This window comes from Streptomyces sp. JW3 (assembly GCF_052216785.1).
Lineage (GTDB): Bacteria > Actinomycetota > Actinomycetes > Streptomycetales > Streptomycetaceae > Streptomyces.
On the sequence record NZ_JBQOUX010000039.1, the window covers coordinates 43,869 to 64,305 of the forward strand.

The 20,437-nt window shown below is 71.2% G+C and carries 25 protein-coding genes; 7 read left to right on the forward strand and 18 right to left on the reverse strand.

Annotation, left to right across the window (positions count from 1 at the left end; all coding sequences use genetic code 11):
• A complete protein-coding gene (locus tag ACTT8P_RS17885) occupies window positions 1–588 on the reverse strand; it encodes a Uma2 family endonuclease (protein ID WP_442832649.1) in 588 nt (195 codons plus the stop codon).
• Between the two features lie 95 nt (window positions 589–683).
• Between ACTT8P_RS17885 and thpR the strand changes: the two genes are divergently transcribed.
• Window positions 684–1,247, forward strand: a complete 564-nt coding sequence (gene thpR / locus ACTT8P_RS17890) for an RNA 2',3'-cyclic phosphodiesterase (RefSeq protein ID WP_442832650.1) — start codon at window positions 684–686, stop codon at window positions 1,245–1,247.
• Between the two features lie 6 nt (window positions 1,248–1,253).
• Here thpR and ACTT8P_RS17895 read toward each other — a convergent pair whose 3' ends face one another.
• From ACTT8P_RS17895 to ACTT8P_RS17910, 4 genes are all read right to left on the reverse strand, one after another.
• On the reverse strand, window positions 1,254–1,634 hold the full coding sequence (locus tag ACTT8P_RS17895; protein ID WP_442832651.1) for a VOC family protein: 381 nt from the start codon (window positions 1,632–1,634) through the stop codon (window positions 1,254–1,256).
• A 190-nt stretch (window positions 1,635–1,824) separates the two neighbouring features.
• Window positions 1,825–2,820 (reverse strand): aldo/keto reductase, encoded by a 996-nt coding sequence (locus tag ACTT8P_RS17900; protein ID WP_442832652.1) that lies wholly within the window; start codon window positions 2,818–2,820, stop codon window positions 1,825–1,827.
• Between the two features lie 52 nt (window positions 2,821–2,872).
• A complete protein-coding gene (locus ACTT8P_RS17905; protein WP_442832653.1) occupies window positions 2,873–3,460 on the reverse strand; it encodes a Uma2 family endonuclease in 588 nt (195 codons plus the stop codon).
• A gap of 92 nt (window positions 3,461–3,552) precedes the next feature.
• A complete protein-coding gene (locus ACTT8P_RS17910; RefSeq protein WP_442832654.1) occupies window positions 3,553–4,227 on the reverse strand; it encodes a GDSL-type esterase/lipase family protein in 675 nt (224 codons plus the stop codon).
• A gap of 100 nt (window positions 4,228–4,327) precedes the next feature.
• Between ACTT8P_RS17910 and ACTT8P_RS17915 the strand changes: the two genes are divergently transcribed.
• Complete coding sequence (locus ACTT8P_RS17915) at window positions 4,328–5,305, forward strand: WD40 repeat domain-containing protein (RefSeq protein ID WP_442832655.1); 978 nt, start codon at window positions 4,328–4,330, stop codon at window positions 5,303–5,305.
• Here the strand turns inward: ACTT8P_RS17915 and ACTT8P_RS17920 are convergent.
• Window positions 5,300–5,770: a hypothetical protein gene (locus tag ACTT8P_RS17920; protein ID WP_442832656.1), complete on the reverse strand. Its 471-nt coding sequence runs from the start codon at window positions 5,768–5,770 to the stop codon at window positions 5,300–5,302. The genes ACTT8P_RS17915 and ACTT8P_RS17920 overlap by 6 nt on opposite strands.
• 15 nt (window positions 5,771–5,785) lie before the next feature.
• A complete protein-coding gene (locus ACTT8P_RS17925) occupies window positions 5,786–6,010 on the reverse strand; it encodes a DUF397 domain-containing protein (RefSeq protein ID WP_442832657.1) in 225 nt (74 codons plus the stop codon).
• A 191-nt stretch (window positions 6,011–6,201) separates the two neighbouring features.
• Between ACTT8P_RS17925 and ACTT8P_RS17930 the strand changes: the two genes are divergently transcribed.
• Both ACTT8P_RS17930 and ACTT8P_RS17935 read left to right on the forward strand, forming a co-directional pair.
• Window positions 6,202–6,957, forward strand: a complete 756-nt coding sequence (locus ACTT8P_RS17930; protein ID WP_442832658.1) for a DUF6879 family protein — start codon at window positions 6,202–6,204, stop codon at window positions 6,955–6,957.
• 18 nt (window positions 6,958–6,975) lie between these two features.
• A complete protein-coding gene (locus ACTT8P_RS17935; RefSeq protein ID WP_442832659.1) occupies window positions 6,976–7,824 on the forward strand; it encodes a helix-turn-helix domain-containing protein in 849 nt (282 codons plus the stop codon).
• A gap of 9 nt (window positions 7,825–7,833) precedes the next feature.
• Here ACTT8P_RS17935 and ACTT8P_RS17940 read toward each other — a convergent pair whose 3' ends face one another.
• Genes ACTT8P_RS17940 through ACTT8P_RS17950 form a run of 3 tightly spaced genes read right to left on the reverse strand, consistent with a single transcriptional unit; the run spans window position 7,834 to window position 8,967 of the window.
• The gene (locus ACTT8P_RS17940; protein ID WP_442832660.1) at window positions 7,834–8,268 is read right to left on the reverse strand and encodes a VOC family protein; all 435 of its coding nucleotides are present in this window, start codon (window positions 8,266–8,268) and stop codon (window positions 7,834–7,836) included.
• Window positions 8,269–8,324: 56 nt separating this feature from the next.
• Window positions 8,325–8,582, reverse strand: a complete 258-nt coding sequence (locus ACTT8P_RS17945; protein ID WP_442832661.1) for a hypothetical protein — start codon at window positions 8,580–8,582, stop codon at window positions 8,325–8,327.
• Window positions 8,560–8,967, reverse strand: a complete 408-nt coding sequence (locus ACTT8P_RS17950) for an ATP-binding protein (RefSeq protein ID WP_442832662.1) — start codon at window positions 8,965–8,967, stop codon at window positions 8,560–8,562. The genes ACTT8P_RS17945 and ACTT8P_RS17950 overlap by 23 nt, the downstream gene beginning before the upstream one ends.
• Window positions 8,968–9,056: 89 nt before the next feature.
• Here ACTT8P_RS17950 and ACTT8P_RS17955 point away from each other — a divergent pair, with 89 nt between their 5' ends.
• Together ACTT8P_RS17955 and ACTT8P_RS17960 are read left to right on the forward strand one after the other, a co-directional pair.
• The gene (locus ACTT8P_RS17955) at window positions 9,057–9,944 is read left to right on the forward strand and encodes a helix-turn-helix domain-containing protein (RefSeq protein WP_442832663.1); all 888 of its coding nucleotides are present in this window, start codon (window positions 9,057–9,059) and stop codon (window positions 9,942–9,944) included.
• A 17-nt stretch (window positions 9,945–9,961) separates the two neighbouring features.
• On the forward strand, window positions 9,962–10,144 hold the full coding sequence (locus ACTT8P_RS17960) for a DUF397 domain-containing protein (protein WP_442832664.1): 183 nt from the start codon (window positions 9,962–9,964) through the stop codon (window positions 10,142–10,144).
• Between the two features lie 6 nt (window positions 10,145–10,150).
• Here the strand turns inward: ACTT8P_RS17960 and ACTT8P_RS17965 are convergent, their stop codons facing one another.
• From ACTT8P_RS17965 to ACTT8P_RS18000, 8 genes are all read right to left on the reverse strand, one after another.
• On the reverse strand, window positions 10,151–10,642 hold the full coding sequence (locus ACTT8P_RS17965; RefSeq protein ID WP_442832665.1) for a hypothetical protein: 492 nt from the start codon (window positions 10,640–10,642) through the stop codon (window positions 10,151–10,153).
• A 132-nt stretch (window positions 10,643–10,774) separates the two neighbouring features.
• Window positions 10,775–12,199, reverse strand: coding sequence for an AAA family ATPase (locus tag ACTT8P_RS17970; protein ID WP_442832666.1), 1,425 nt, complete (start codon window positions 12,197–12,199; stop codon window positions 10,775–10,777).
• A 132-nt stretch (window positions 12,200–12,331) separates the two neighbouring features.
• Entirely contained in the window at window positions 12,332–13,450 is a 1,119-nt protein-coding gene (gene serC, locus ACTT8P_RS17975) for a phosphoserine transaminase (RefSeq protein ID WP_442832667.1), read from the reverse strand.
• A 73-nt stretch (window positions 13,451–13,523) separates the two neighbouring features.
• On the reverse strand, window positions 13,524–14,729 hold the full coding sequence (locus ACTT8P_RS17980; protein ID WP_442832668.1) for a cytochrome P450: 1,206 nt from the start codon (window positions 14,727–14,729) through the stop codon (window positions 13,524–13,526).
• The gene (locus ACTT8P_RS17985) at window positions 14,726–15,358 is read right to left on the reverse strand and encodes a GTP-binding protein (protein WP_442832669.1); all 633 of its coding nucleotides are present in this window, start codon (window positions 15,356–15,358) and stop codon (window positions 14,726–14,728) included. Before ACTT8P_RS17985 ends, ACTT8P_RS17980 begins: the two co-directional genes overlap by 4 nt.
• Window positions 15,339–15,698 carry a DUF742 domain-containing protein gene (locus ACTT8P_RS17990; protein WP_442832670.1) on the reverse strand — a complete coding sequence of 120 codons (360 nt, stop codon included), beginning with the start codon at window positions 15,696–15,698 and terminating at the stop codon, window positions 15,339–15,341. The genes ACTT8P_RS17985 and ACTT8P_RS17990 overlap by 20 nt, the downstream gene beginning before the upstream one ends.
• Window positions 15,695–16,102 (reverse strand): roadblock/LC7 domain-containing protein, encoded by a 408-nt coding sequence (locus ACTT8P_RS17995; RefSeq protein WP_442832671.1) that lies wholly within the window; start codon window positions 16,100–16,102, stop codon window positions 15,695–15,697. The genes ACTT8P_RS17990 and ACTT8P_RS17995 overlap by 4 nt, the downstream gene beginning before the upstream one ends.
• A gap of 27 nt (window positions 16,103–16,129) precedes the next feature.
• A complete protein-coding gene (locus ACTT8P_RS18000; RefSeq protein WP_442832672.1) occupies window positions 16,130–18,130 on the reverse strand; it encodes an ATP-binding protein in 2,001 nt (666 codons plus the stop codon).
• Between the two features lie 245 nt (window positions 18,131–18,375).
• Between ACTT8P_RS18000 and ACTT8P_RS18005 the strand changes: the two genes are divergently transcribed.
• On the forward strand, window positions 18,376–20,437 hold a 2,062-nt coding region (locus ACTT8P_RS18005; RefSeq protein WP_442832673.1), incomplete at its 3' end, for an FAD-binding and (Fe-S)-binding domain-containing protein.

Below are 20,437 nucleotides of genomic sequence, written 5' to 3' on the forward strand. Positions count from 1 at the left end.
TCAGTCCTCGGGGAAGCCGTCGGTCTTCAGGACCAGGCCGACGGGGGTGTCGGTGAGGTCGATGTCCTCCCCGAACCCGAAGCTGACACTGCCGTGGTAGGTGCCGTCCTTGGGCAGCGTGTGCAGATGCCACTCGCCGGTGTACGGGTCGACGATCAGGTAGACCGGTACGCCGGCGGTGGCGTAGGTGTCCTTCTTGGGGCCGTAGTCGTTGGCGGCGGTCTTCTTGGAGATGACCTCGGCGACGAACTCGACGTCCTCGTTGCGCCAGTGCCCCTTGGCGTCCTTCTCCGCGCCCTCCGCGAGGGCCACCACGTCGGAGGCGAACCCGTTGAGGTATCCCGGGTAGTCCATACGGACATCGGACTTGACGCGCTTGCGCGGGTACTTGGCGCGCAACTGTTCGACGACGTCCAGAATGATGTCCCAGTGGGTGTCCCGCTGCGGCGTCATGAAGATGTGACCCCCGACGATCTCGGTCTTGTAACCCTCGGGGACGGGCAACTTCTCAAGCCACTCGAACAGGACGTCCAACGTCAGCTCGACGCTCTCCTCGGCCATCTCGATCCTGTCTGCAAGGACGGTCATCGTGGCGCTCCTCCCCGGCCGCCGCTCGACAACGGGCAGCCGCGCGGTACAACGATACGCACGGTGACCAGGACACGCCGGGCAGACTGAGGGGCATGAGACTGTTCGCCGCCGTGCTGCCGCCCGAGGACGTGCTCGGGGAGCTGGCCGTCGTGGTGGACCGGCTGCGGCGGCTGCCCGGTGCCGGCCGGCTGCGCTGGACCGGCCGCCCCGGCCGGCACTTCACGCTCGCCTTCTACGGGGAGGTCGGCGACGACCTCGTACCGGAACTGTCGGAGCGGCTGGCGCGGGCGGCCCGCCGTACCGTCCCGTTCCCGCTGGCGCTGCGCGGCGGCGGGCAGTTCGGGCGGGGGCGGGCGCTGTGGACGGGGGCGGACGGTGAGCTGGACACCCTGCGGCAGCTGGCCGGGCGGGCCGAGGCGGCCGGGCGGAAGGCGGGGGTCGCGCGGGGCGAGCACCGCCGGTACACCCCGCATCTGACGGTGGCCCGGAGCCGTGAGCCGTTCGACGTACGGCCGTACCTGGCCGCGCTGGACGGCTTCACCGGCCGTACCTGGCAGGTGACCGAGCTGGTCCTGGTCCGCAGTAACCTGCCGGTCTCCGGGGTGCCGGGGGAGCGGCCCCGGTACCAGGCGGTGGTGCGGCTGCCGCTGGGGTGAGGGAGGTCAGGGCCAGACGGTCGCGTTCGCCCGGAAGTCCTCGGCGTCGGTCTCCACCGGCAGGACGCACACCAGGTGCCCGCCGGGGGCCCGCAGCACCTGGCACTCCTGCCAGCGCGACACCCGCTCCGCGCCCAGCCCGGTCAGCCGCGCCACCTCCGCCTCCAGATCGTCCGTCTCGATGTCCAGATGCATCCGGGGCGCGTCGTCGACGGCCTGGACGGCGGTGACCAGCCCCGGCAGCGCCTGGTGCAGGCTGGTGAACTGGGGCGCCGGCGCGAACGGCCGGGCCTCGGCCCCCAGCGCCGCCGACCAGAAGTCCGCCGCCCGGGCGGCCTCGGCCCGAGGCGCGTCGATGATGACGGCGTACACCCGGCTTCGGTGCATGGCGGAACCCTCCTGGACGGGGCACCCGGGGTCACCGCGGTGCCCGGCGAAGAATTAGGCTCGGGCCCGTGGACCCGAAAACCCGGAACCGGATCATGGCCGGTGTGCTTGTGCTGATGCTCGTGGTGGTCGCGGTGGCGGCGGCGCTCGGCAGCTAGCGCGGCCGTGCGCCGCCGTCCCGTTGTTCCCGCTACCAGGCGAAGGCCTCCGGGGCGGGCCCCGGACCCGGAAAGATCTCGTCCAGGCCGGACAGCAGCTCCGCGGACAGTTCCAGTTCGACGGCGCGCAGCGCGGACGCGAGCTGGTCGGCGGTGCGCGGGCCGACGATCGGGCCGGTCACGCCGGGCCGGGTGAGCAGCCAGGCCAGCGCGGCCTCGCCGGGTTCGAGGCCGTGCTTGTCGAGCAGGTCCTCGTACGCCTGGATCTGCGCCCGCGAGGCCGGGTCGGCGAGGGCGTCGGCGGCGCGGCCGCTCGCCCGGCGCCCGCCGGTGGCCTCCTTCTTCAGGACGCCGCCCAGCAGACCGCCGTTCAGCGGCGACCAGGGGATGACGCCGAGCCCGTACTCCTGCGCGGCCGGGATCACCTCCATCTCGGCGCGGCGCTCGGCCAGGTTGTACAGGCACTGCTCGCTGACCAGGCCGATGGTGCCGGCGCGGCGCGCGGCCAGCTCGTTGGCCTGGGCGATCTTGTAGCCGGGGAAGTTGGAGGAGCCGACGTAGAGGATCTTGCCCTGCTGGATCAGGACGTCGATCGCCTGCCAGATCTCCTCGAACGGGGTGTTCCGGTCGACGTGGTGGAACTGGTACAGGTCGATGTGGTCGGTCCGCAGCCGCTTGAGGCTGGCGTCGACGGCCCGCCGGATGTTCACGGCGGACAGCTTGTCGCTGTTGGGCCAGGGCGTCTCGCCGTCCGCGCCCATGTTGCCGTAGACCTTGGTGGCCAGGACGGTCCGCTCGCGCCGGTCGCCGCCCTTGGCGAACCAGTTGCCGATGATCTCCTCGGTGCGGCCCTTGTTCGCGCCCCAGCCGTAGACGTTGGCGGTGTCGAAGAAGTTGACGCCCGCGTCGAGCGCGGCGTCCATGATCGTGTGGCTGTCGGCCTCGTCGGTCTGCGGGCCGAAGTTCATGGTCCCGAGGACGAGGCGGCTGACCTTGAGTCCGGTGCGTCCCAGCTGCGTGTACTTCATGGTCCCCAAGCCAACGACTTGGAGTGCGCTCCAGGCAAGCGGGGGCGCGCGGTCAGTCGCGGGGGAAGCCGGCGGTGGAGAGGGTGAGGCCGAGGACGGTGTCGGTGAGGTCCAGGTCATGGCCGAAGCCGACCGTGGTCTCCGTGATGTACTCGCCGTCCTTGGGGTGCGTGAAGAAGTGGCAACGGCCCTGGTAGGGGTCGGCGACGAGGTAGAGGGGGACCTCGGCGACGGCGTACGCGGTCTTCTTCGGGCCGTAGTCGTTGGCGGCGGTGCCCCGGGAGATGACCTCGGCGACGAACTCGACGTCTTCGTGACGCCAGTGCCCGGTCTCGTCCTGCTCGGCGCCGTCGCGGAGCTTGGCGACGTCGGGGCAGAAGCCGTTCTCGTGGCCGGGGAAGTCGATGCGGACGTCGGAGAAGACCTCGACGTCCATACCGAACCGGTCTTCGACGGCCCGGACGATCCGGCGGATGATGTGCCAGTGCGTGTCCCGCTGCGGCGTCATGTAGATGCTGCCCTCGACGATCTCGACCCGGAATCCTTCGGGGACGGGCATCTTTTCGAGCTGCTCGAACCACGCGTCGAGGCTCTCGGTGCTGACGTCGGCCATGGCGATCCTGTCGTCTACGACGGTCATCGTGGCGCTCCTCCCCGGTGGCCCCGGACGGGAACCACCGCGCGGTACAACGATACGCACGGCGACCGGGACACGGGCGGGTCCCTGGACGACTACGGCCCGTACGGGCTGCCCAGCCCCCACCCCTGGAACATCGCGTCCGCGAAGGCGCCGGCGATCTTCCGTTCGCCACTCGCGCCGGGGTGGGTCCCGTCGTACGTGTCCGTGTGGATGTCGTAGGTGGGCGGGACGGAGGCCAGGAGCAGCGGGGAGCGGGGTTCGTCCAGGTCGGCGGCGGCCTTGGCGAGCAGGTCGTTGAAGAGGGTGACCTGGGCGCCGAAGTCCGGGTCCTGCTGGGCCCGGATGTTGGGGATCACCGGGAGGAGGACCATGCGGACGCGGGGGCGGGCCGCGCGGGCCCCGGCGACGAAACGGTGCACGTTCTCCGCCGTCTGCTCGGCGTTGGTGTAGAAGCCGAGGTCGATCAGGCCGAGGGCGACGAGCAGCACGTCGGCCCGGTGCGCCCGGACCGCCGCGCCGATCAGCGGGGCCATGTGCAGCCAGCCCTCGCCCCAGCCGGCCAGGTGGGAGCGGGGGAAGCCGGGGTCGGCGTAGCCGAGGGAGACCGGCGCGTCGGCGGCCTTGTCGTAGAGCGTCTCGCGCGGCCCGACGAACGTGAACGGACCGCCGTACCCCGTGCACAGGTGCTGCCAGAGCCGGTAGCGCCACGTGTGGTCGCCCGCGCTCCCGATCGTCTGGGAGTCACCGACGGGCATGAACCTGAGCATCCGTACATGATGAACGATCGCGGGGAGTTCGATGGTGTGAGCCGGGCCACCGCCGGGCCGCTCGTCACGAACACCCGTCCAAGATGGCAGGCTTGGCCCCATGCGCCGATCCCTCGCCTTCCTCGCCGCGGTCCTCCTCACGGGGGCGTGCGCCGTGCCCGCCTTCGCCGTCGACGGGGACGAGGGGTTCACCATCACGGACCCGCGGATCACCGAGTCCAGCGGCCTGGCCGCCTCCCGCCTGCACCCCGGCGTCTACTGGACCCACAACGACCAGGACACCGGCCCGTACATCTACGCGGTGGACGGTTCGACGGGCAAGACGGTCGCCCGGGTCTCGCTGGCCGGCATCGGCACCCCGCGCGACGTCGAGGCGATCTCCATCGGCCCGGACAACCGGATCTACGTCGGTGACATCGGCGACAACCTCGGCGGCACCTGGCCGTACGTGTGGATCTACGAGCTGCCCGAGCCGACGGAACTGAAGGACCAGACGGTCGAGGCGAAGCAGTACGTGGTGAAGTACGACGACGGCGCGCGGGACGCGGAGTCGATGGTGGTCCACCCGAAGACCGGCCGGGTGTACATCATCGACAAGCAGGAGGACGGCGGGCACCTGTACGAGGGCCCGGCCCAGCTGTCCACGTCCGGCACGAACGTGTTCACGCGCTCGGCGGCCGTCGACCTGTGGGCCACCGACGCGGCGTTCTCGCCGGACGGGAAGCAGCTCACGGTACGCGGATATCTCGGCGGGCTGTACTACGACTGGAACGACGGGAAGATCAAGCGCAAGGGACGGATCAGCGTGCCGCTCGGGCAGGGCGAGTCCGTCACCTACACGGTCGACGGCAAGAAGCTGCTGCTCGGCATGGAGGGCGAGAACAGCGGGGTGAAGGCGCAGGACGCGCCCGGCGGGAGCGCCGGGTCGTCGTCGGGGACGGACGGGAGTGCGACGGCCTCCGCCTCGGGCGGGGGCTCGGGCGACGACGGCAAGACGCTGAAGATCGGCGGGGCGGTCGGGCTGCTGGCGGTGCTGGTGCTGGTGTTCGGGGGGCGGCGGCTGTTCCGGCGGTCATGACGACAGGGGGCAGGGCAGTTCCGGGCGGGTGCGGTGCGGGGAGCAGGTGACGAGGCTGAGGGAGAGGTAGGCGGGGCTTTCGAGGTAGAAGCCGAGTGTGATGTCACCGCCGGTGGTGAGCCGGGCGGTGGCGGCGGTGACGTGGGCGGTCAGGCGGCGGGGGTGGCGGTGCGCCTGGGCGGCGAAGCGGGGCGCGTACTCGGTGAGCCGGTCGTGCAGCCAGGCCGCCGCGCCGGTGGCCTCGTCCCAGGTGCCGTGGTTCAGGGCGGGCGGTTTGAGCAGCCAGTACGCCGGTTCCAGCGGGGGGAGGTCGCAGGCGGGGAACGCCGTGGCCACCTCGCGGTAGCGCTGGATCAGTTCCGGGCGGCTGTCGGGCGGGGGCGGGTCGGGGTGCGGCGGGCGGCGCAGGGCCTCTTGGTCGAAGCGGGCCTTGGGGCCGGTCCAGAGGTAGGCGTGGTGGTGCACCGGAGTGGCTGAGGGTCAGAGGGGCAGCCCGAAGCGGGCGGGGTCGACGCCGGCGACGGCCAGCTCCTCCGAGGTGAACCGCAGTGGCGGCAGGTCGGGCCGCTTGCTGTCCCCGAGGGCCCAGGCGTCCGCGCCGATGCGGGCGAGAGTGAGACAGCCGTCGCTGCACGGGCCGCCGCAGGCCTGGACGAAGGTGGCGGAGGTGATGTCGAGGGCGTAGAGGTCGGGGGTGTGGGGCATGGCGGGTCCTTCCCGGTGAGCTGACCAGGGTTGATGGGTCTGGGGAGGACGCTAGGAGGGGAGGAGGCAGCGGCGGGTCGAATATTCGCGATTATTCTCGCGCGGTCACTCTGGATGTATGGACTTTCACTCAGAGTCCCCGGGAAGCTGTGGGCGCACGAACTTCATCGACACCCAGGGGGTGGTCGCGCATGGCGGGCAGGCTTCGCTTCAACGGCACCGGCAGCGGCGTCACAGGCTGTCCGTCCGTACACGAGGATCTGGACAGCGGGGAGGTGATCGTGCGCGGCCCTCCGCTCACCGACTCGGAAGACGTCGCGCAGCTACAGCACCTCTCGGAGGGCGAGGTGGCCGTCGTGGTTCCCCGGGACCTGCTGGTCGACTGGTCTCCGAAGGAGCAGACGCGGCAGGTGCGCACGATCGACCTCGATGAATTCCACACTCTGTTCGAAAGGTTCGAGCACACGGCGTGGCGATTGGAGACCCGCCAGCGGTACGCGAGCGACGAATTTACCGAGCGGTGGTCGCAGTTCATCAAGGCCGGCCGACTCGACGAGGACTGGGTGGAGGGATCGGTGGTCACCTGGTTCGCCGAGACGGTCCGCGCGCAGACTGCCAAGGGCAAGCGGATCGAGCGGGTGCGCCTCGTGGACGAACCCGCGACCCTTGGGCAGCGTTACCTCTTCGAGAGCGCCAAATGGAACATCGCGCAGGGCGAGGACATCCGGCACTTGAAGCGCGGACAGGCGGACCTGCTGCGCCTCCCCGCTGAGGACTTCTGGCTGTTCGACAGCCGCCTCATCGCGCTGCTCCGCTTCGACGACGACGACCAGCTCACGCACGTCGACTTGATCACGGAGCCCGCCGAGGTGGTGCGCTGCTCGATGATTCGAGATGCTGCCCGGCATCACGCCGTACCGTGGCGGGATTTCATGGTCGAGATGTAGGCGGCGGATCGGACACCGGTGGGTACGGATTACCAGAGGGCGCGTGAGGAACTAGGACGCAGGTTGAGAGAACTGCGTGTCGAGTGCCCTGATGGACGGCTCACCGGTGTGCAGCTCGCGCAGCGGCTGGGATGGCAGCAGTCCAAGGTCAGCAAGCTGGAGAACGGCCGCCAGACGCCCACGGACGCCGATCTGCGCGCCTGGGCGGGAGCCACTGGGCAGCCAGCCGTCTCGGCTGAACTGTGCGCTCGGCTCAAAGGCTTCGAGAGTCAGATCCGGTCGTGGCAACGCCAACTCGCCGCCGGGCACCGCCCGGTCCAGGACACGTGGAACACCCTGGTCGCGGAGTCCCGAACGCTGCACATGTGGGAGAGCTCCACGGTGAGTGGCATGTTGCAGACGGCCGACTACGCCAGGAACATCTTCGAGCGCTACGCCGAGATGCACCGTTCTCCGCGCGATACGGAGGAGGCGGTGCGAGCCCGTATGAAGCGGCAGGAATGGTTGTACCGGCCCGGCAGGCAGCTGAGGCTGCTGATGTGGGAAGGCGTCCTATGGGCGCGGGTCTGCCCTCGGGACGTACTGGCAGCTCAGCTGGACCGTTTGCTGGGCGTTGTGGGCATGGGCACCGTGCACCTCGGGATCGTCCCCCTGGATGCGGCGCTGCGTCTTCCGCCGGCGAACGCGTTCTGCGTCCTCGACGACCGGCTGGCCGTCGTCGAGGACTGGCACGCCGAACTCTGGCTCGACGACGCGGAGACGATCGCTCTCTACCGACGGGTCTGGGACACGTTCGCGGAGGCGGCCGTCTTCGGGGCGGAGGCGCAGCAGGTGATCGCTCGGGTGCGGCGGAGCATCAAGGTGTGAGCGGTGCCGTCAGTCGAGGCAGAACTCGTTGCCCTCGACGTCCTGCATCAGCAGGCAGGACTCGTTGAACTCGTCGGCGCGCAGCAGGTGCAGGCGGGTCGCGCCGAGGGGGATCAGCCGGGCGCACTCGGCCTCCAGCGCGGCGACGCGTTCCTCGCCGACGAGCCCGGTGCCGACGCGTACGTCGAGGTGGACGCGGTTCTTGACGACCTTGCCCTCGGGGACGCGCTGGAAGAACAGGCGCGGGCCGACGCCCCCGGGGTCCATGCAGGCGAACGCCGAGCCCTGGCGCTCGGGCGGCAGGGACTGGTCGAACTCGTCCCAGGACGCGAAGCCCTGCGGGGGCGGCGGGACAACGTATCCGAGCACCTCGCACCAGAAGCGGGCGACGCGCTCGGGATCGGCGCAGTCGAAGGTGACCTGGACCTGTCTGATCGTCGTCATCGGGTCAGCGTAGCCGGGGGTCTGCTGGAAATGGATGACACTTTGGCTTCGAGTGTTCACGGTTTGAGGACGTAGGGGCGGAACACGTCGTCGTCCGGTGGCCAGGAAGGATGCGGTGCGGGGGCCGGCGCGCGTGTCTCCCCCTGCGGGAACGGCAGGTAGCGGCCGACCGCGCGGGAGCGTTTGTGCCAGCGGCGCCAGCGGGCGTCGTAGGGCGTGGGCAGTCGCCAGACGTACGGGTCAGGCTGGCGGACCTCCCGTCCGGGATCGTCCTCGACGTGCCGGGCCCGCTCACACAGCAGGCGACGGAACACGGGTCTCCCACCTCGCCCACACACACTTCGTGTACCGCTCCTGACGGCATCCCCAGGAGTCCGCGAGCGCCGCGACGAGGGCGAGTCCGCGTCCGCCCTCCTCGTCGGGAGACGAGTCGTGGAGGCGGGGGAGCCGGTCGCGGTCGGGGTCGGAGACCTCCAGGAGCAGTTGCGTGCCGTCGAGCGCCAGTATCACCCGCACCTGGGCGTGGGAGACGCGGCAGTGGGCCACGGCGTTGGTGACGAGTTCATTGGCCAGCAGGGTGACCAACTCGGCCTGCTCACCGCTGACTCCCCAGTCAGCGAGCGCCTTGCGCAGACGGTGGCGGGCCGTTGGCACGTGTCGCCTGTGTTTGGGGATGCGGAAGGTTTCGGTTGTCGGCATGAGTCGTATTCGACACCGAGAAAAGTGCCATCGAGGAATGTATGCAGACGTCTCACTCGATCGTGTGATCCGGGACCAGGACGAGCCGCGTGCGTGGGAAGGTGGCGGACGGAGAAGGGGAGGGCCACATGCCCGCAGGTGGACGGCCGACGGTGCGTAGCAGGCGTCTGGGTACGGCGTTGAGGCGGTACCGGCAGGCCGCCAAGCTCGACCAGCCGCAGGCCGCCGAGGTCATCGCTTCGAGTCAGGCGAGGATCAGCCGCGTGGAGAGCGGGCACGCTACGCCTCGCGTCATCGAGGTACGGCTGTTGCTCGATGCCTACGGCGTTACCGACCCCGACGTCTGCGTGAGGCTTGAGGACCTGGCCAAGTATTCGAAGAAACGGGGTTGGTGGCTGGAGTACACGGGTCGGCTACGGCCGGACTACCTCGACCACATCGCCCTTGAGGACGACGCGAGTCACATCAGGCAATGGCAGCCGGTTCTGGTACCAGGGCTTTTGCAGACACCGGGGTACGCGGAACTGATCATTACCGAGGGGCCCAGTGACCTGCCTTCCGAGCAGATCGCAGAGTTGGTGAAGGTACGGAGTCGCAGGCAGGCGCGGGTCGCGGAGGGCGGGATCGAGTACACCGTCGTTCTGTGGGAGGCGGTCATCACCTACCCACTGGCGAGCGCGGCGGTCCACCGGGAGCAGTTGGCGGCGCTCCTTCAGGCGGCGCAGCGCGGGAACGTCACCCTTCAGGTCCTGCCTTTCAGTTCTGGCACACTGGCGGCCGGTACCTCCGCCTTCGCCGCCTTCAGCTTCGACTCCGCGTCGGCCGTCGAGGTCGTGACGATGGACGACTTGATGTGTACGACAATCCTTGAAGACCCGGCCGACTTGGCTGTGCATGCCAAGACATTCGAACTCTTGCAGTCGGCAGCGCTGTCACCGGGGGAGAGCACAGAACTCATTCAGCGCAAGTTGCGATAGATCGAGGAAGGCACCTCATGGCCGACATAACAGGTCCCTTTGCGAAGTCCTCTTACTCCACTCAAGAGGGCGAGTGCGTCGAAGTGGCCCCCACAGCCGCCCGAGGCCGAGCCGTCCGCGACAGCAAGCAGCATGAGGGCGGCCCCCTCCTCACCGTCTCCCGCGAGACCTGGCGGGCCTTCCTTCGGCAGTTCGCGTAACGCGGCTCAGAAGGCGTTCAGCGCGACGGTCAGGTCGGAGACGAACGTCCGCCATGACGGGATTTCGCCGACCGGACCGTCGCGGTCCAGTAGGTCGAGGAGCCGGTGCCGGTTGCGGGGGAACCGCTGCTGCAACTCCGTCAGGCGCCGCCCCTTGCAGCCGCTCGCCTTCGCCAGGGTCTCCTTGAGGCGTTGCTTGGGATCGGCGAGGCGTTCCACGGTAGTCGGCTTCGGCAGCTCCAGCGGGACGTGTCCGCGTGGGTTGCCGGCCACCTCACGGATGGCCTGCTCATCAAGGAGCAGCCACGCCTCAAGCATGCGTACGGGGACGACCGGCACGTGTGCCAAGCCCGGCCACTGCGTGTGAACGGCCTCCGTGATCTCCGCTTTGCGGACCTCCGGCGGCCCGTTGTCCGCATCGCGTTGGACCACTGCCACGTCGTAGGGACCACCGAGTTCCCTGGCGGCGCGGAGCTTGTCGGAGACGGAGTGGCCCACGGCCGACCGCAGCCAGCGCAGATTCCGGTGCGCTCACGGTGACCGGTACCCCCTGGTCGGCCGCGATGCCCTCGACATGGCTCACCAACCCCTGGTCGCTGCTGCCCTCGCTCAGGAACAGGACCCGTACCGTCATGCCGCACGTCCGTCCAGGTTCAGGGTGAGCTGCGCGTCGGGCGGTGCCTCCAGGTAGGGGAGGATGTCCAGTTTGGTGACGTAGTCGCCGGCCGTGTCCGAGGCCCGCCAGGTGCCGGACAGTGGGCGGAGCCGCAGCCGCCGGGTCACTTGGCCGTTGGACGTGCGGTAGGCGGAGGTGTCCGCGAACAGCAGCTCCTGGGCGTCGACGAGTTGGACGACACCGGGTGAGTGGGTGTTGATGAGGACTTGACGGAAGGGGTTGTCGTCGCCCGGAGTCTCCTGGGGGTCGACCGCGAGGTCGCGTACCAGGTCCACCATCGCGGAGAGGTTCGCGGGATGGATGCCGTTCTCCGGCTCCTCCATGCACACCAGGCCGCGGATCTCGGGGTCCTCCAGCAGCACGCACAGGGCCAGGAACCGCAGCGTTCCCTCGGACAGGCTCCGGGCGGGCAACACCATCCCGCTGATCTCGTGCAGCCGGACGGTGAGCAGTTCCCGTACGTCGTCCTCCTGCACGTCGAGCGTGCGGACCTGGAGGCCGGACAGGTCCGACAGACGGCCGGCCACCTGTGAGTAGAGCCGGGCGGGGTCGTCGGGAGACGTGTGCAGTGCGATGCGGAACAGGGTGCCGGGCAGGTGGAGTCCGTCGGGTCCCATCGACCGGGGAGCGGTGTAGCCGTCCGAGCTGCGCAGCGCGGACGGTTCCAGGGCGAGCCGCCGCCAGGACTGCATTTCCCGGCGGACGGCCAGAATGGTCGGATCGTCGCTCGTGTTGACCGTGGACACGACGGTGGCACGGGCCCGGGAGGCGGCGGCGGGCCGGGGCTGGCCTCGGCTGCCGCCGTCCTGGTGGATGCGGATCACCGACTCGGGGCCCTCGACCGTGGTCGAGATGTAGGAGACGCCCGAGCGCCGCCCAGTGACCACGGCGTCGCGGAAGTGCGCCTTGGAGTGCGGGAAGCGCAGCCGTGACCGGGCGTCCCCCTGTTTGATGTGGCGCAGGCTCTCGTGGACCAGGGACAGCCGGCCGATCTTCTCCGCGCCCTTGGGCGGCTCGTAGCCGAGTTCGAGTTCGTAGCGGAGGAACGAGGTGGTCGGTCTGGCCGGGCGGCCGAAGTCGTCCTCGACCTCCTGCGGGGGCACCAGCATCTCCGCCGCGAACCGCATGCGGTGCGTGCCGTCGTCGTACCCGTTCCAGAACAGGTCGCGGGCGTCGCCGTGCCGTTCGCCGTGAGTGCCCCGGACCTCCTGGGCCGCCTCCATCAGCGGTCGGTCGGCGAGCAGGCTCAGGAACTGGATGGCGTCGAAGACGTTCGACTTGCCCGTGCCGTTCTCGCCCGCGATGCAGGTGAACGGGCCCAGCTCGACCGTCAGGTCCAGGAGGTTCTTGAACCCGTCGACCTCTAGCCGTGTGAGCATCCGTCCTCCCGGGCGATGCGGCCGGCCGGTCCCTGCACCGGTCGGAACAGTGTCCTCAGCAGCATAGGTGCCGAAAGGGCGCCCGGCGTGCTGCTCTGCCGGGCGCCCTTTCGAGCCGCGTACGCCGAGAAGTCAGAGCTTATCGATGACGTAGTCGACGCACTTGGTGAGGGCCTCGACGTCGGACGGGGCGATCGCCGGGAACATCGCGACGCGGAGCTGGTTGCGGCCCAGCTTGCGGTAGGGCTCCGTGTCGACGATGCCGTTGGCGCGCAGGGCCTTGGCGACGGCGGCCGCGTCGATGTCGTCGGAGAAGTCGATCGTGCCGATGACCTGGGAGCGCTTGGCGGGGTCCGAGACGAACGGGGTGGCGTACTTGGACTCGTCGGCCCAGGTGTAGAGGCGGGTCGAGGAGTCCTTCGTGCGGGACGTGGACCAGGCCAGGCCGCCCTGGCCGTTCAGCCATTCCAGCTGGTCGTTCAGCAGGAACAGGGTGGCCAGGGCCGGGGTGTTGTACGTCTGGTTCTTGCGGGAGTTGTCGATCGCCGTGGGGAGACTGAAGAACTCCGGGATGTGGCGGCCCGACGCGTGGACGCGCTCGGCGCGTTCGATCGCGGCGGGGGAGAAGATGCCGATCCACAGGCCGCCGTCGGAGGCGAAGGACTTCTGGGGGGCGAAGTAGTAGACGTCCGTCTCGGCGATGTCGACCGGGAGGCCGCCGGCGCCGGACGTGGCGTCGACCAGGACGAGAGCGTTCTCGTCGGCGCCCGCGACGCGCTCGATGGGCATCGCGACGCCGGTCGAGGTCTCGTTGTGGGTGTAGGCGTAGACGTCCACGCCGGACTCGGCCTGCGGGGCCGGGTGCGTGCCGGGGTCGGAGGAGATGACCGTCGGGTCCGCCAGCCACGGGGCCAGCTTGGCCGCCTTGGCGAACTTCGAGCTGAACTCACCGAAGGTCAGGTGCTGCGACTTGGTCTCGATCAGGCCGTGCGTCGCGATGTCCCAGAACGCGGTGGAGCCGCCGTTGCCGAGGACCACCTCGTAGCCCTCGGGGAGGCTGAACAGTTCGCCGACGCCCTCGCGGACTTTGCCGACCAGGTTCTTCACCGGGGCCTGGCGGTGGGAGGTGCCCATGAGAGAGGTGCCGGTGGCGGCGAGCGCGTCCAGCGCCTCCGTCCGCACCTTGGAGGGACCCGCGCCGAAACGTCCGTCCGCGGGCTTGATGTCAGAAGGAATCCGGATCTCAGCCACGTGGCCGAGGGTATCCGTTGCGGGAAACCTGGGCGAAACGTCGTCCGTCGGCTGAGACGAGGCGAGACCGGGCTCAGGACATGGCAGGCGTGGCGGAGAACGTCACCGGCAGGCTCGTCAGGCTGCGCATCCACGGGGACTCGCGGCGGCGCAGGGAAGCGACGGGTACGGCGAGGTCGATGTCGGGGAGCCGGTCCAGGATCACCTCGATGCCGGTGCGCGCGATGACCTCCGCGATCTCCTGGGCCGGGAACGGGCAGCGGTGCTCCCCGTGGCTGAAGGAGAAGTGCGCGTTGTTGCCGCCGGTCAGCGTCGAGCCGTCGGTCCGGACCTGGGGGTCGGAGTTGGCGCCCTGGAGGCCGAGGATCAGCAGGTCGCCGGCGTTGATGCGGCGCCCGCCGAGCGTGGTGTCACGGGCGGCGTATCGGCCCGGCATGTTCTGGGTGGGGGTCTGCTCCCACAGGACCTCGTTCATCGCCTCGCCGACGCTGCTGCGGCCGCCGAACATCGAGGCCGCGAAGCGGTGGTCGGTCAGCATCAGGTGCAGTGAGGTGCCGATCCAGTCGGCGGTGGGCTGGTGGCCCGCCGACATCAGGATCATCAGGTCCTGGACCAGTTCCTCGTCCGTGAAGTCGGATCTGGCCTCGATCATGCGGGAGACCACGTCGTCGGCGGGGGCCGCCTTGCGGTCGGCGACCAGCGTCTGGCAGGAGTCGTGCAGGTGCTTCTGGCCCGCCAGCGCGCGGTCGCCCGCGTTGATCATGTCGGTCATCGAGGTGACCAGGGCCAGGCCCTCCGCGTCCGACCAGCCGTACAGGTGGGCCAGCACGCGGACCGGGAGCAGCATCGCGTACTCGGCGATCAGGTCGGCGTCGCCGCGGCCGCAGAACGCGTCGATCAACTCGTCCGCGAAACGCTCGGAGTCGGCGCGCAGGACCGCCGGGTCGACGCCGTCCAGGGCGTCGCTGAGCATCCCCGAGCGGCGGCGGTGGCGTTCGCCGACGGTGTAGAGGATGGACGGCTGGCCGCGGTTGATGACCGGGCGCAGCGGCCAGTCGTCCGGCACGTTGTCCCACTGGTTCCACAGCTCGGAGTCGCGGCTGTACAGGTCCGGGTCGCCGGTGACCTGGTGCAGTTCGCGGTAGCCGATCACCAGCCAGGCGGGGATGCCGCCGTCCAGGATGACCGGGGCCACCGGGCCGTGCTTGCGCCGCATCGCCCGGTAGAGGTCGGCCGGCTCCTCGTGGGATCCGGGGCCGCGAAGGGGGAGGGGGCTCACACCAGCTCCTGGGTGGGTTGTGCGGGGGTGCTGGCGGTCGTGGTCCGCGCGTAGCGGGCGTAGACGTGTTCCACCAGGGTGATCAGGATTTCCTTGGCCGACTCGCGGGAGCGCGCGTCGCAGCGCAGCAGCGGGACGTGCGGGTCCAGGTCGAGCGCCTCGCGGATCTGGGCCGGGGCGAAGTCGGGGCCGCCGAAGTCGTTCAGCGCCACGACGAACGGGGTCCCGTTGCGTTCCAGGCGGTCGATGGCGTACCAGGAGTCGTCGATCCGCCGGGTGTCGACCAGTACGACGGCGCCCAGCGTGCCGTAGAAGAGGCGGTCCCACAGGAACCAGAAACGTTCCTGCCCCGGGGCGCCGAACAAGTACAGGACGTTGCGGGCGTCCAGGGTGATGCGGCCGAAGTCGAAGGCGACGGTCGTGGTGGTCTTGCCGTGCACGCCGTTCAGGTCGTCGACCGTGGCGCCGGCCTGGGTCATCGTCTCCTCGGTGTTGAGAGGACGGATCTCGCTGACCGAGCGGACCAGGGTCGTCTTGCCGACGCCGAAGCCGCCCACGATCACGATCTTGAGGCCGTTGTCGGCGGAGGCGCCGAGCGGCGCGCTCGCTCTAGAGGTTGCGGAGTCCAACGAGCACCTGCTCCAGGATTTCGGGATCGGGTAGGGCTTCCTGACGGGGGTGGCGGGCGCTGACCCGGCCGGAGTCCAGCAGGTCGGTCAGCAGGATCTTGGTGATGCCGACCGGCAGCCGCAGCTCGGCGGCGATCTCCACGACCGCCGTCGGGCGTTCCGTCATGCGCAGGATCGCCGCGTGCTCCGACTGCATGCCGGGGACCGGGTCGCACTCGGCGACGACCAGCGTGACCAGGTCGAACGGGCTGTCCGAGTCGGTACGGCTGCGGCCGCCGGTGAGGGTGTAGAGGCGGTCGGGGGCGTCGTCCCGGCCGGGCCTGCCGCCGGGCGTGGTCATGAGTTCCGGGGCCGGGCGGTCAGGTGCTCGCCGAGCTGTTCCACGAGTTCGCTCATGTTGTGGCCGACCAGGCCCGCGTCGGCGTCCTCGGCGGTGACCACGGCCAGGTGGGCGCCCTCGCCGGCCTCCACGATGAACAGCACCCCGCCGTAGAACTCGGCCATCGCCGAGCGGACGCCTCCGGTGCCGTCGCCGAACTCCACGGACGCGCCGTGCGACAGGGACTGGATGCCGGCCGCGATCGCGGCGAGCTGGTCGGCCTGGTCGGCGGTCAGCTCCGGAGTGCGGCACAGTTTCAGGCCATCACGGGAGAGCACCAGGGCGTGCCGGGCGCCGGGGGTGCGCTGGAGCAGGCCCTCTATCAGCCACGTGAGCTTGTCGTCGGCGGTCGTCGTGCCGGTCATGAGCGTGGTGTCGCCTTCCGGGTGGGGTTACGGGTGCGAGGGGGTGGGGGAGGAGGGGGTGCCGGTGGTCGTGGCGGGGCCGTCCCGGCCGTCGTCCCGGCCGTCCGGGCGGTCGTCCGGGCGGCCGTCGGTGGGCTGCGGGGTGGCGTCCGCCGTCGCCGCCGTCCTCGGGGCGTCCGCCGTCTCCGGGGTGTCGTCGGCGGCCGGGGTGTGCGCGCCGCGTACGGCCTGGCGGAAGCTGCTGAAGCGGGCGACGCGGGCCAGTGACTCCTCGCGGGTCGGCGGGGCGGACGGCGTGGCGGGGCGCTGGGCCAGCTGCGCGCGCTCGGCTTCGGCGAGGGTACGGCCGCGGCGGCGGCGGGGGAGTCCGTGCGGGAGTGCGGGCCCGCCTTGGGCATCCGGGTGGTCCGCCGCCTCCTGGCCGGTCGTGGCGTCCTGGTCGGCGGCGGTGGGCGCGGTGTGCCGGGGTACGGCGTCCGTGTCCGGCCCCGGGAGCGCGGCCGCGGTGGAGCCGTGCCGGTGCGGCAGCCGGGGGGCGCCGGGCGCCGCGTCGGCCACCACAGCCGGGTCCGCCGTGTCTGCCGCGTCGGCCACCACAGCCGGGTCCGCCGTGTCTGCCGCGTCGGTCACCACAGCCGGGTCCGCCGTGTCTGCCGCGTCGGTCACCACAGCCGGGTCCGCCGTGTCTGCCGCGTCGGTCACCACAGCCGGGTCCGCCGTGTCTGCCGCGTCGATGGTCCCCGGCGTCCTGCGGGTGCCGGACGCCGATACGAGCAAGTCCTGCGGGATCAGCATCAGTACGCCCGTGCCGCCCCGGGCCGACGGTCGGAACGAGACCTTCAGCCCGTACCGCTGCGCCAGCCGCCCCACCACCGCGAGCCCCAGCCGGGTCCCGGTCAGGCCGCCGAGCCCGGCGGTCCGGCCGGACACCGCGCGTTCGGCGCGGCGCAACTGGACGTCGCCCATGACCAGGCCGCTGTCCTCGACGGACACGATGGCGCCGGCCGGGACCTCCTCGACGTAGACATGGACCTCCGCCGTCGGCGGGGAGAAGTTCGCGGCGTTGTCCAGGATCTCCGCCAGCGCGTGCATCACGCCCTCGGCGGCGTGCCCGGCGACGGCGGTCTCGCTGGTGGAGTGCACCCGGACCCGCTGGTAGCCGCTGATCCGGCCCATCGCGCCGCGCAGGATGGACTCCATGCCGATCGGCCGGGCCCAGCGGCGTCCCGAACGGGCGCCCGCCAGTACGGCGACGGAGTCGGCGAGCCGGCCCGCCTGGGCGGTGCGGTGGTCGAGGTGGAGCAGGTCGGTGAGGACGTCCTCGTCGGCGTGCCGTTCCTCCATCGTGCGCAGGTCGGCGAGGGTGGCGGTGGCCAGTGCCTGGAGGCGGCCGGCGACGTTGGCGGTGGCGGAGACGGCGGCGGCGCGGCGCGACTCGGCCTCGCGGAACCTCTTGGTGACCCGGGCCACCTCCCCGGTCAGCCGGGCCCGTTCCGCCATGTGCTGCTCGGCCAGCCGGTCCCGCTCGGCGGCGTGCTCCTCGGTGAGCCGGGCCAGCTCCGCCTCGTACTCCGCCGTCAGCCGCGCGTGTTCGGTGGCGTGCGCGTCGGTGAGGCGGGCCCGCTCCTGGACCAGTTCGGCCGCGGCACGCGCGTGCTCCTGGGCCAGCTCGGCGGTCAGCCGGGCGCGTTCGCGGTCCAGTTCGGCGGTCAGCCGGGTGCGTTCCTGGCGCGCCTCCTCGGCGATCCGGACCCGCTCCTGGAGCAGCCGCCCCAACTCCTGGTTGGCGGACTCCAGTCGGCGCCGGGCCGTCCGGGCCGACCGGACGCCGTGCACGGCCACGGTGACCGCCACGCTCAGCAGCAGACCGGCCGCGCCGGCCCCCAGCGCGAGCGGGACGCGCACGGCTTCCGGTGCGGCGGCCACCGCGGCGGCCACCACCAGCCCGGCCGCCACCGCGGTGATCAGGAAGACGGGCAGCAGGCTGGATATGGCGGGGCGTTCGCCGGAGGGTGTGGGGGAGGTCATCAGTCGGTTCCTCGGTCGAGTCCGCGGGAGTTCACCGGAGCAGGGCGTTCCGTGGTCTGTTTTCGGCAGTCTTCTCCGGTGCCGGCCAACACCTTTGGCTACCTGACGGTCACTATAAGAGACTTCACGGTCGCGTTGGGCACATTAGTGTCACGTTCTTAGCATCAGATCACAGGAATAACTACGGCAAAGGTGCCGGTGGTGAACGCGGCGCTCCGGATGGCTCGAAGCGGCATGCTGAGTACATGACGGATCTGCGGAACGCGCTACGGACGGCCGTACGCGGCGAGGTCTCCTTCGACGCCACCGCGCGGGCGCTCACCACCATGGACGCGTCCAACTACCGCCGGGTCCCGCTGGGCGTGGTCGCGCCCCGGGACGCCGACGACGTGGCCGCCGTACTGGAGGTCTGCCGGGCGCACGGGGTGCCGGTCGTGCCCCGCGGCGGCGGCACCTCGATCGCGGGCCAGGCCACCGGCACCGGCGTGGTGCTGGACTTCACCCGGCACATGAACCGGCTGATCGCCCTCGATCCCCGAACGCGCACCGCCGTCGTCCAGCCGGGGCTGGTCCTGGACCGGCTCCAGGAGGCGGCCGCCCCGCACGGTCTGCGCTTCGGCCCCGACCCGGCCACCCACAGCCGCTGCACCCTCGGCGGCATGATCGGCAACAACTCCTGCGGTTCCCACTCGGTGGCCTGGGGAACCACGGCCGACAACGTGACCGGGCTGTCCGTGCGCACCGCGCGCGGCGAACGGCTGCGGCTCGGCCGGGACTGGGCCGGCGCGCCGGCCGGTCTGCGCCCCCTGGTGGACGCCGAACTGGCCCGCCTGCGCACCGGCTTCCCCGAACTGCCCCGCCGTATCTCCGGCTACGCCCTCGACGCCCTGCTGCCGGAGCGCGGCGCGGACGTCGCCCGCTCCTTCTGCGGCTCCGAGGGCACCCTCGGCGTGCTGACCGAGGCGGTCGTCCGGCTGGTCGAGGCGCCGCCCGCGCGGGCGCTCGCGGTGCTCGGCTACGGCGACGAGAGCGCGGCGGCCGAGGCGGCGGCCGCGCTGCTGCCGCTCGGGCCGCTGACCGTGGAGGGCATGGCGGCCGACCTGGTGCCGGACCCGGCCGGACTGCCGAAGGGCGGGGCGTGGCTGTTCGTGGAGACCGGCGGCGAGTCGGCGGCCGAGGCCCGCGCGCGGGCGGACGCGGTGGTGCGGGCCGCCGATGTCGTGGCCGCCCGCGTGGTCACCGACCCGGCCGGGCAGCGGGCGCTGTGGCGGGTGCGGGAGGACGCGTCCGGTACGGCGACCCGGATGCCGGACGGGACGGAGGCGTGGCCCGGCTGGGAGGACTGCGCGGTGCCGCCCGCCCGGCTCGGCGGGTATCTGCGGGACTTCCGGGGGCTGCTGGCCGAGCACGGGCTGCGCGGAACGCCGTACGGGCACTTCGGGGACGGCTGCATCCACGTCCGGATCGACTTCGACCTGCTCACCGGCCCCGGAGTGGCCCGGTTCCGCCGTTTCTCCGAGGAGTTGGCGGATCTGGTGGCGGCGCACGGCGGTTCGCTGTCCGGCGAGCACGGCGACGGGCAGGCCCGCGCGGAACTCCTGCCGCGCATGTACGGCGCCGGGACCGTCGGCCTCTTCGCCCGCGCCAAGGCCGTCTGGGACCCCGACGACCTGCTCAACCCCGGCATGCTGGTCCGCCCGGCCCCCCTCGACAGCAATCTCCGCTTCGCCGTCCTCCCTCGCGAGCCGGTCGACGTCGCCTTCGGCTACCCGTCCGACGGCGGCGACTTCACGGCTGCGGTCCGGCGCTGCGTCGGCGTCGCCAAATGCCGTACGACGTCGGCGGCGGGGGCGTCCGTGATGTGCCCGTCGTTCCGGGCGACCGGCGCGGAGGAACACTCGACGCGCGGCCGGGCCCGGCTGCTGCACGAGATGCTGGCCGGCGAGGTGATCACCGACGGCTGGCGGTCCACGGAGGTCCGCGACGCCCTCGACCTGTGCCTGTCCTGCAAGGGGTGCCGGTCGGACTGCCCGGTCGAGGTGGACATGGCCACCTACAAGGCGGAGTTCCTGCACCACCACTACGCGGGCCGGCGCCGCCCCGCCGCCCACTACACGATGGGATGGCTGCCCCTCTGGCTGCGCTGGGCCGCCCGTACCCGGACGGCGTCGCCGCTCAACGCGCTGGCGTCGGTACGCCCGCTGGCCGCGGTGGCCAAGCGGCTGGGCGGCGTCGCGGCCGAGCGGGAGATCCCGCGGCTGGCCGGCGAGACGTTCACCCGGTGGTGGCGCGGGCGGCGGGCGGCCG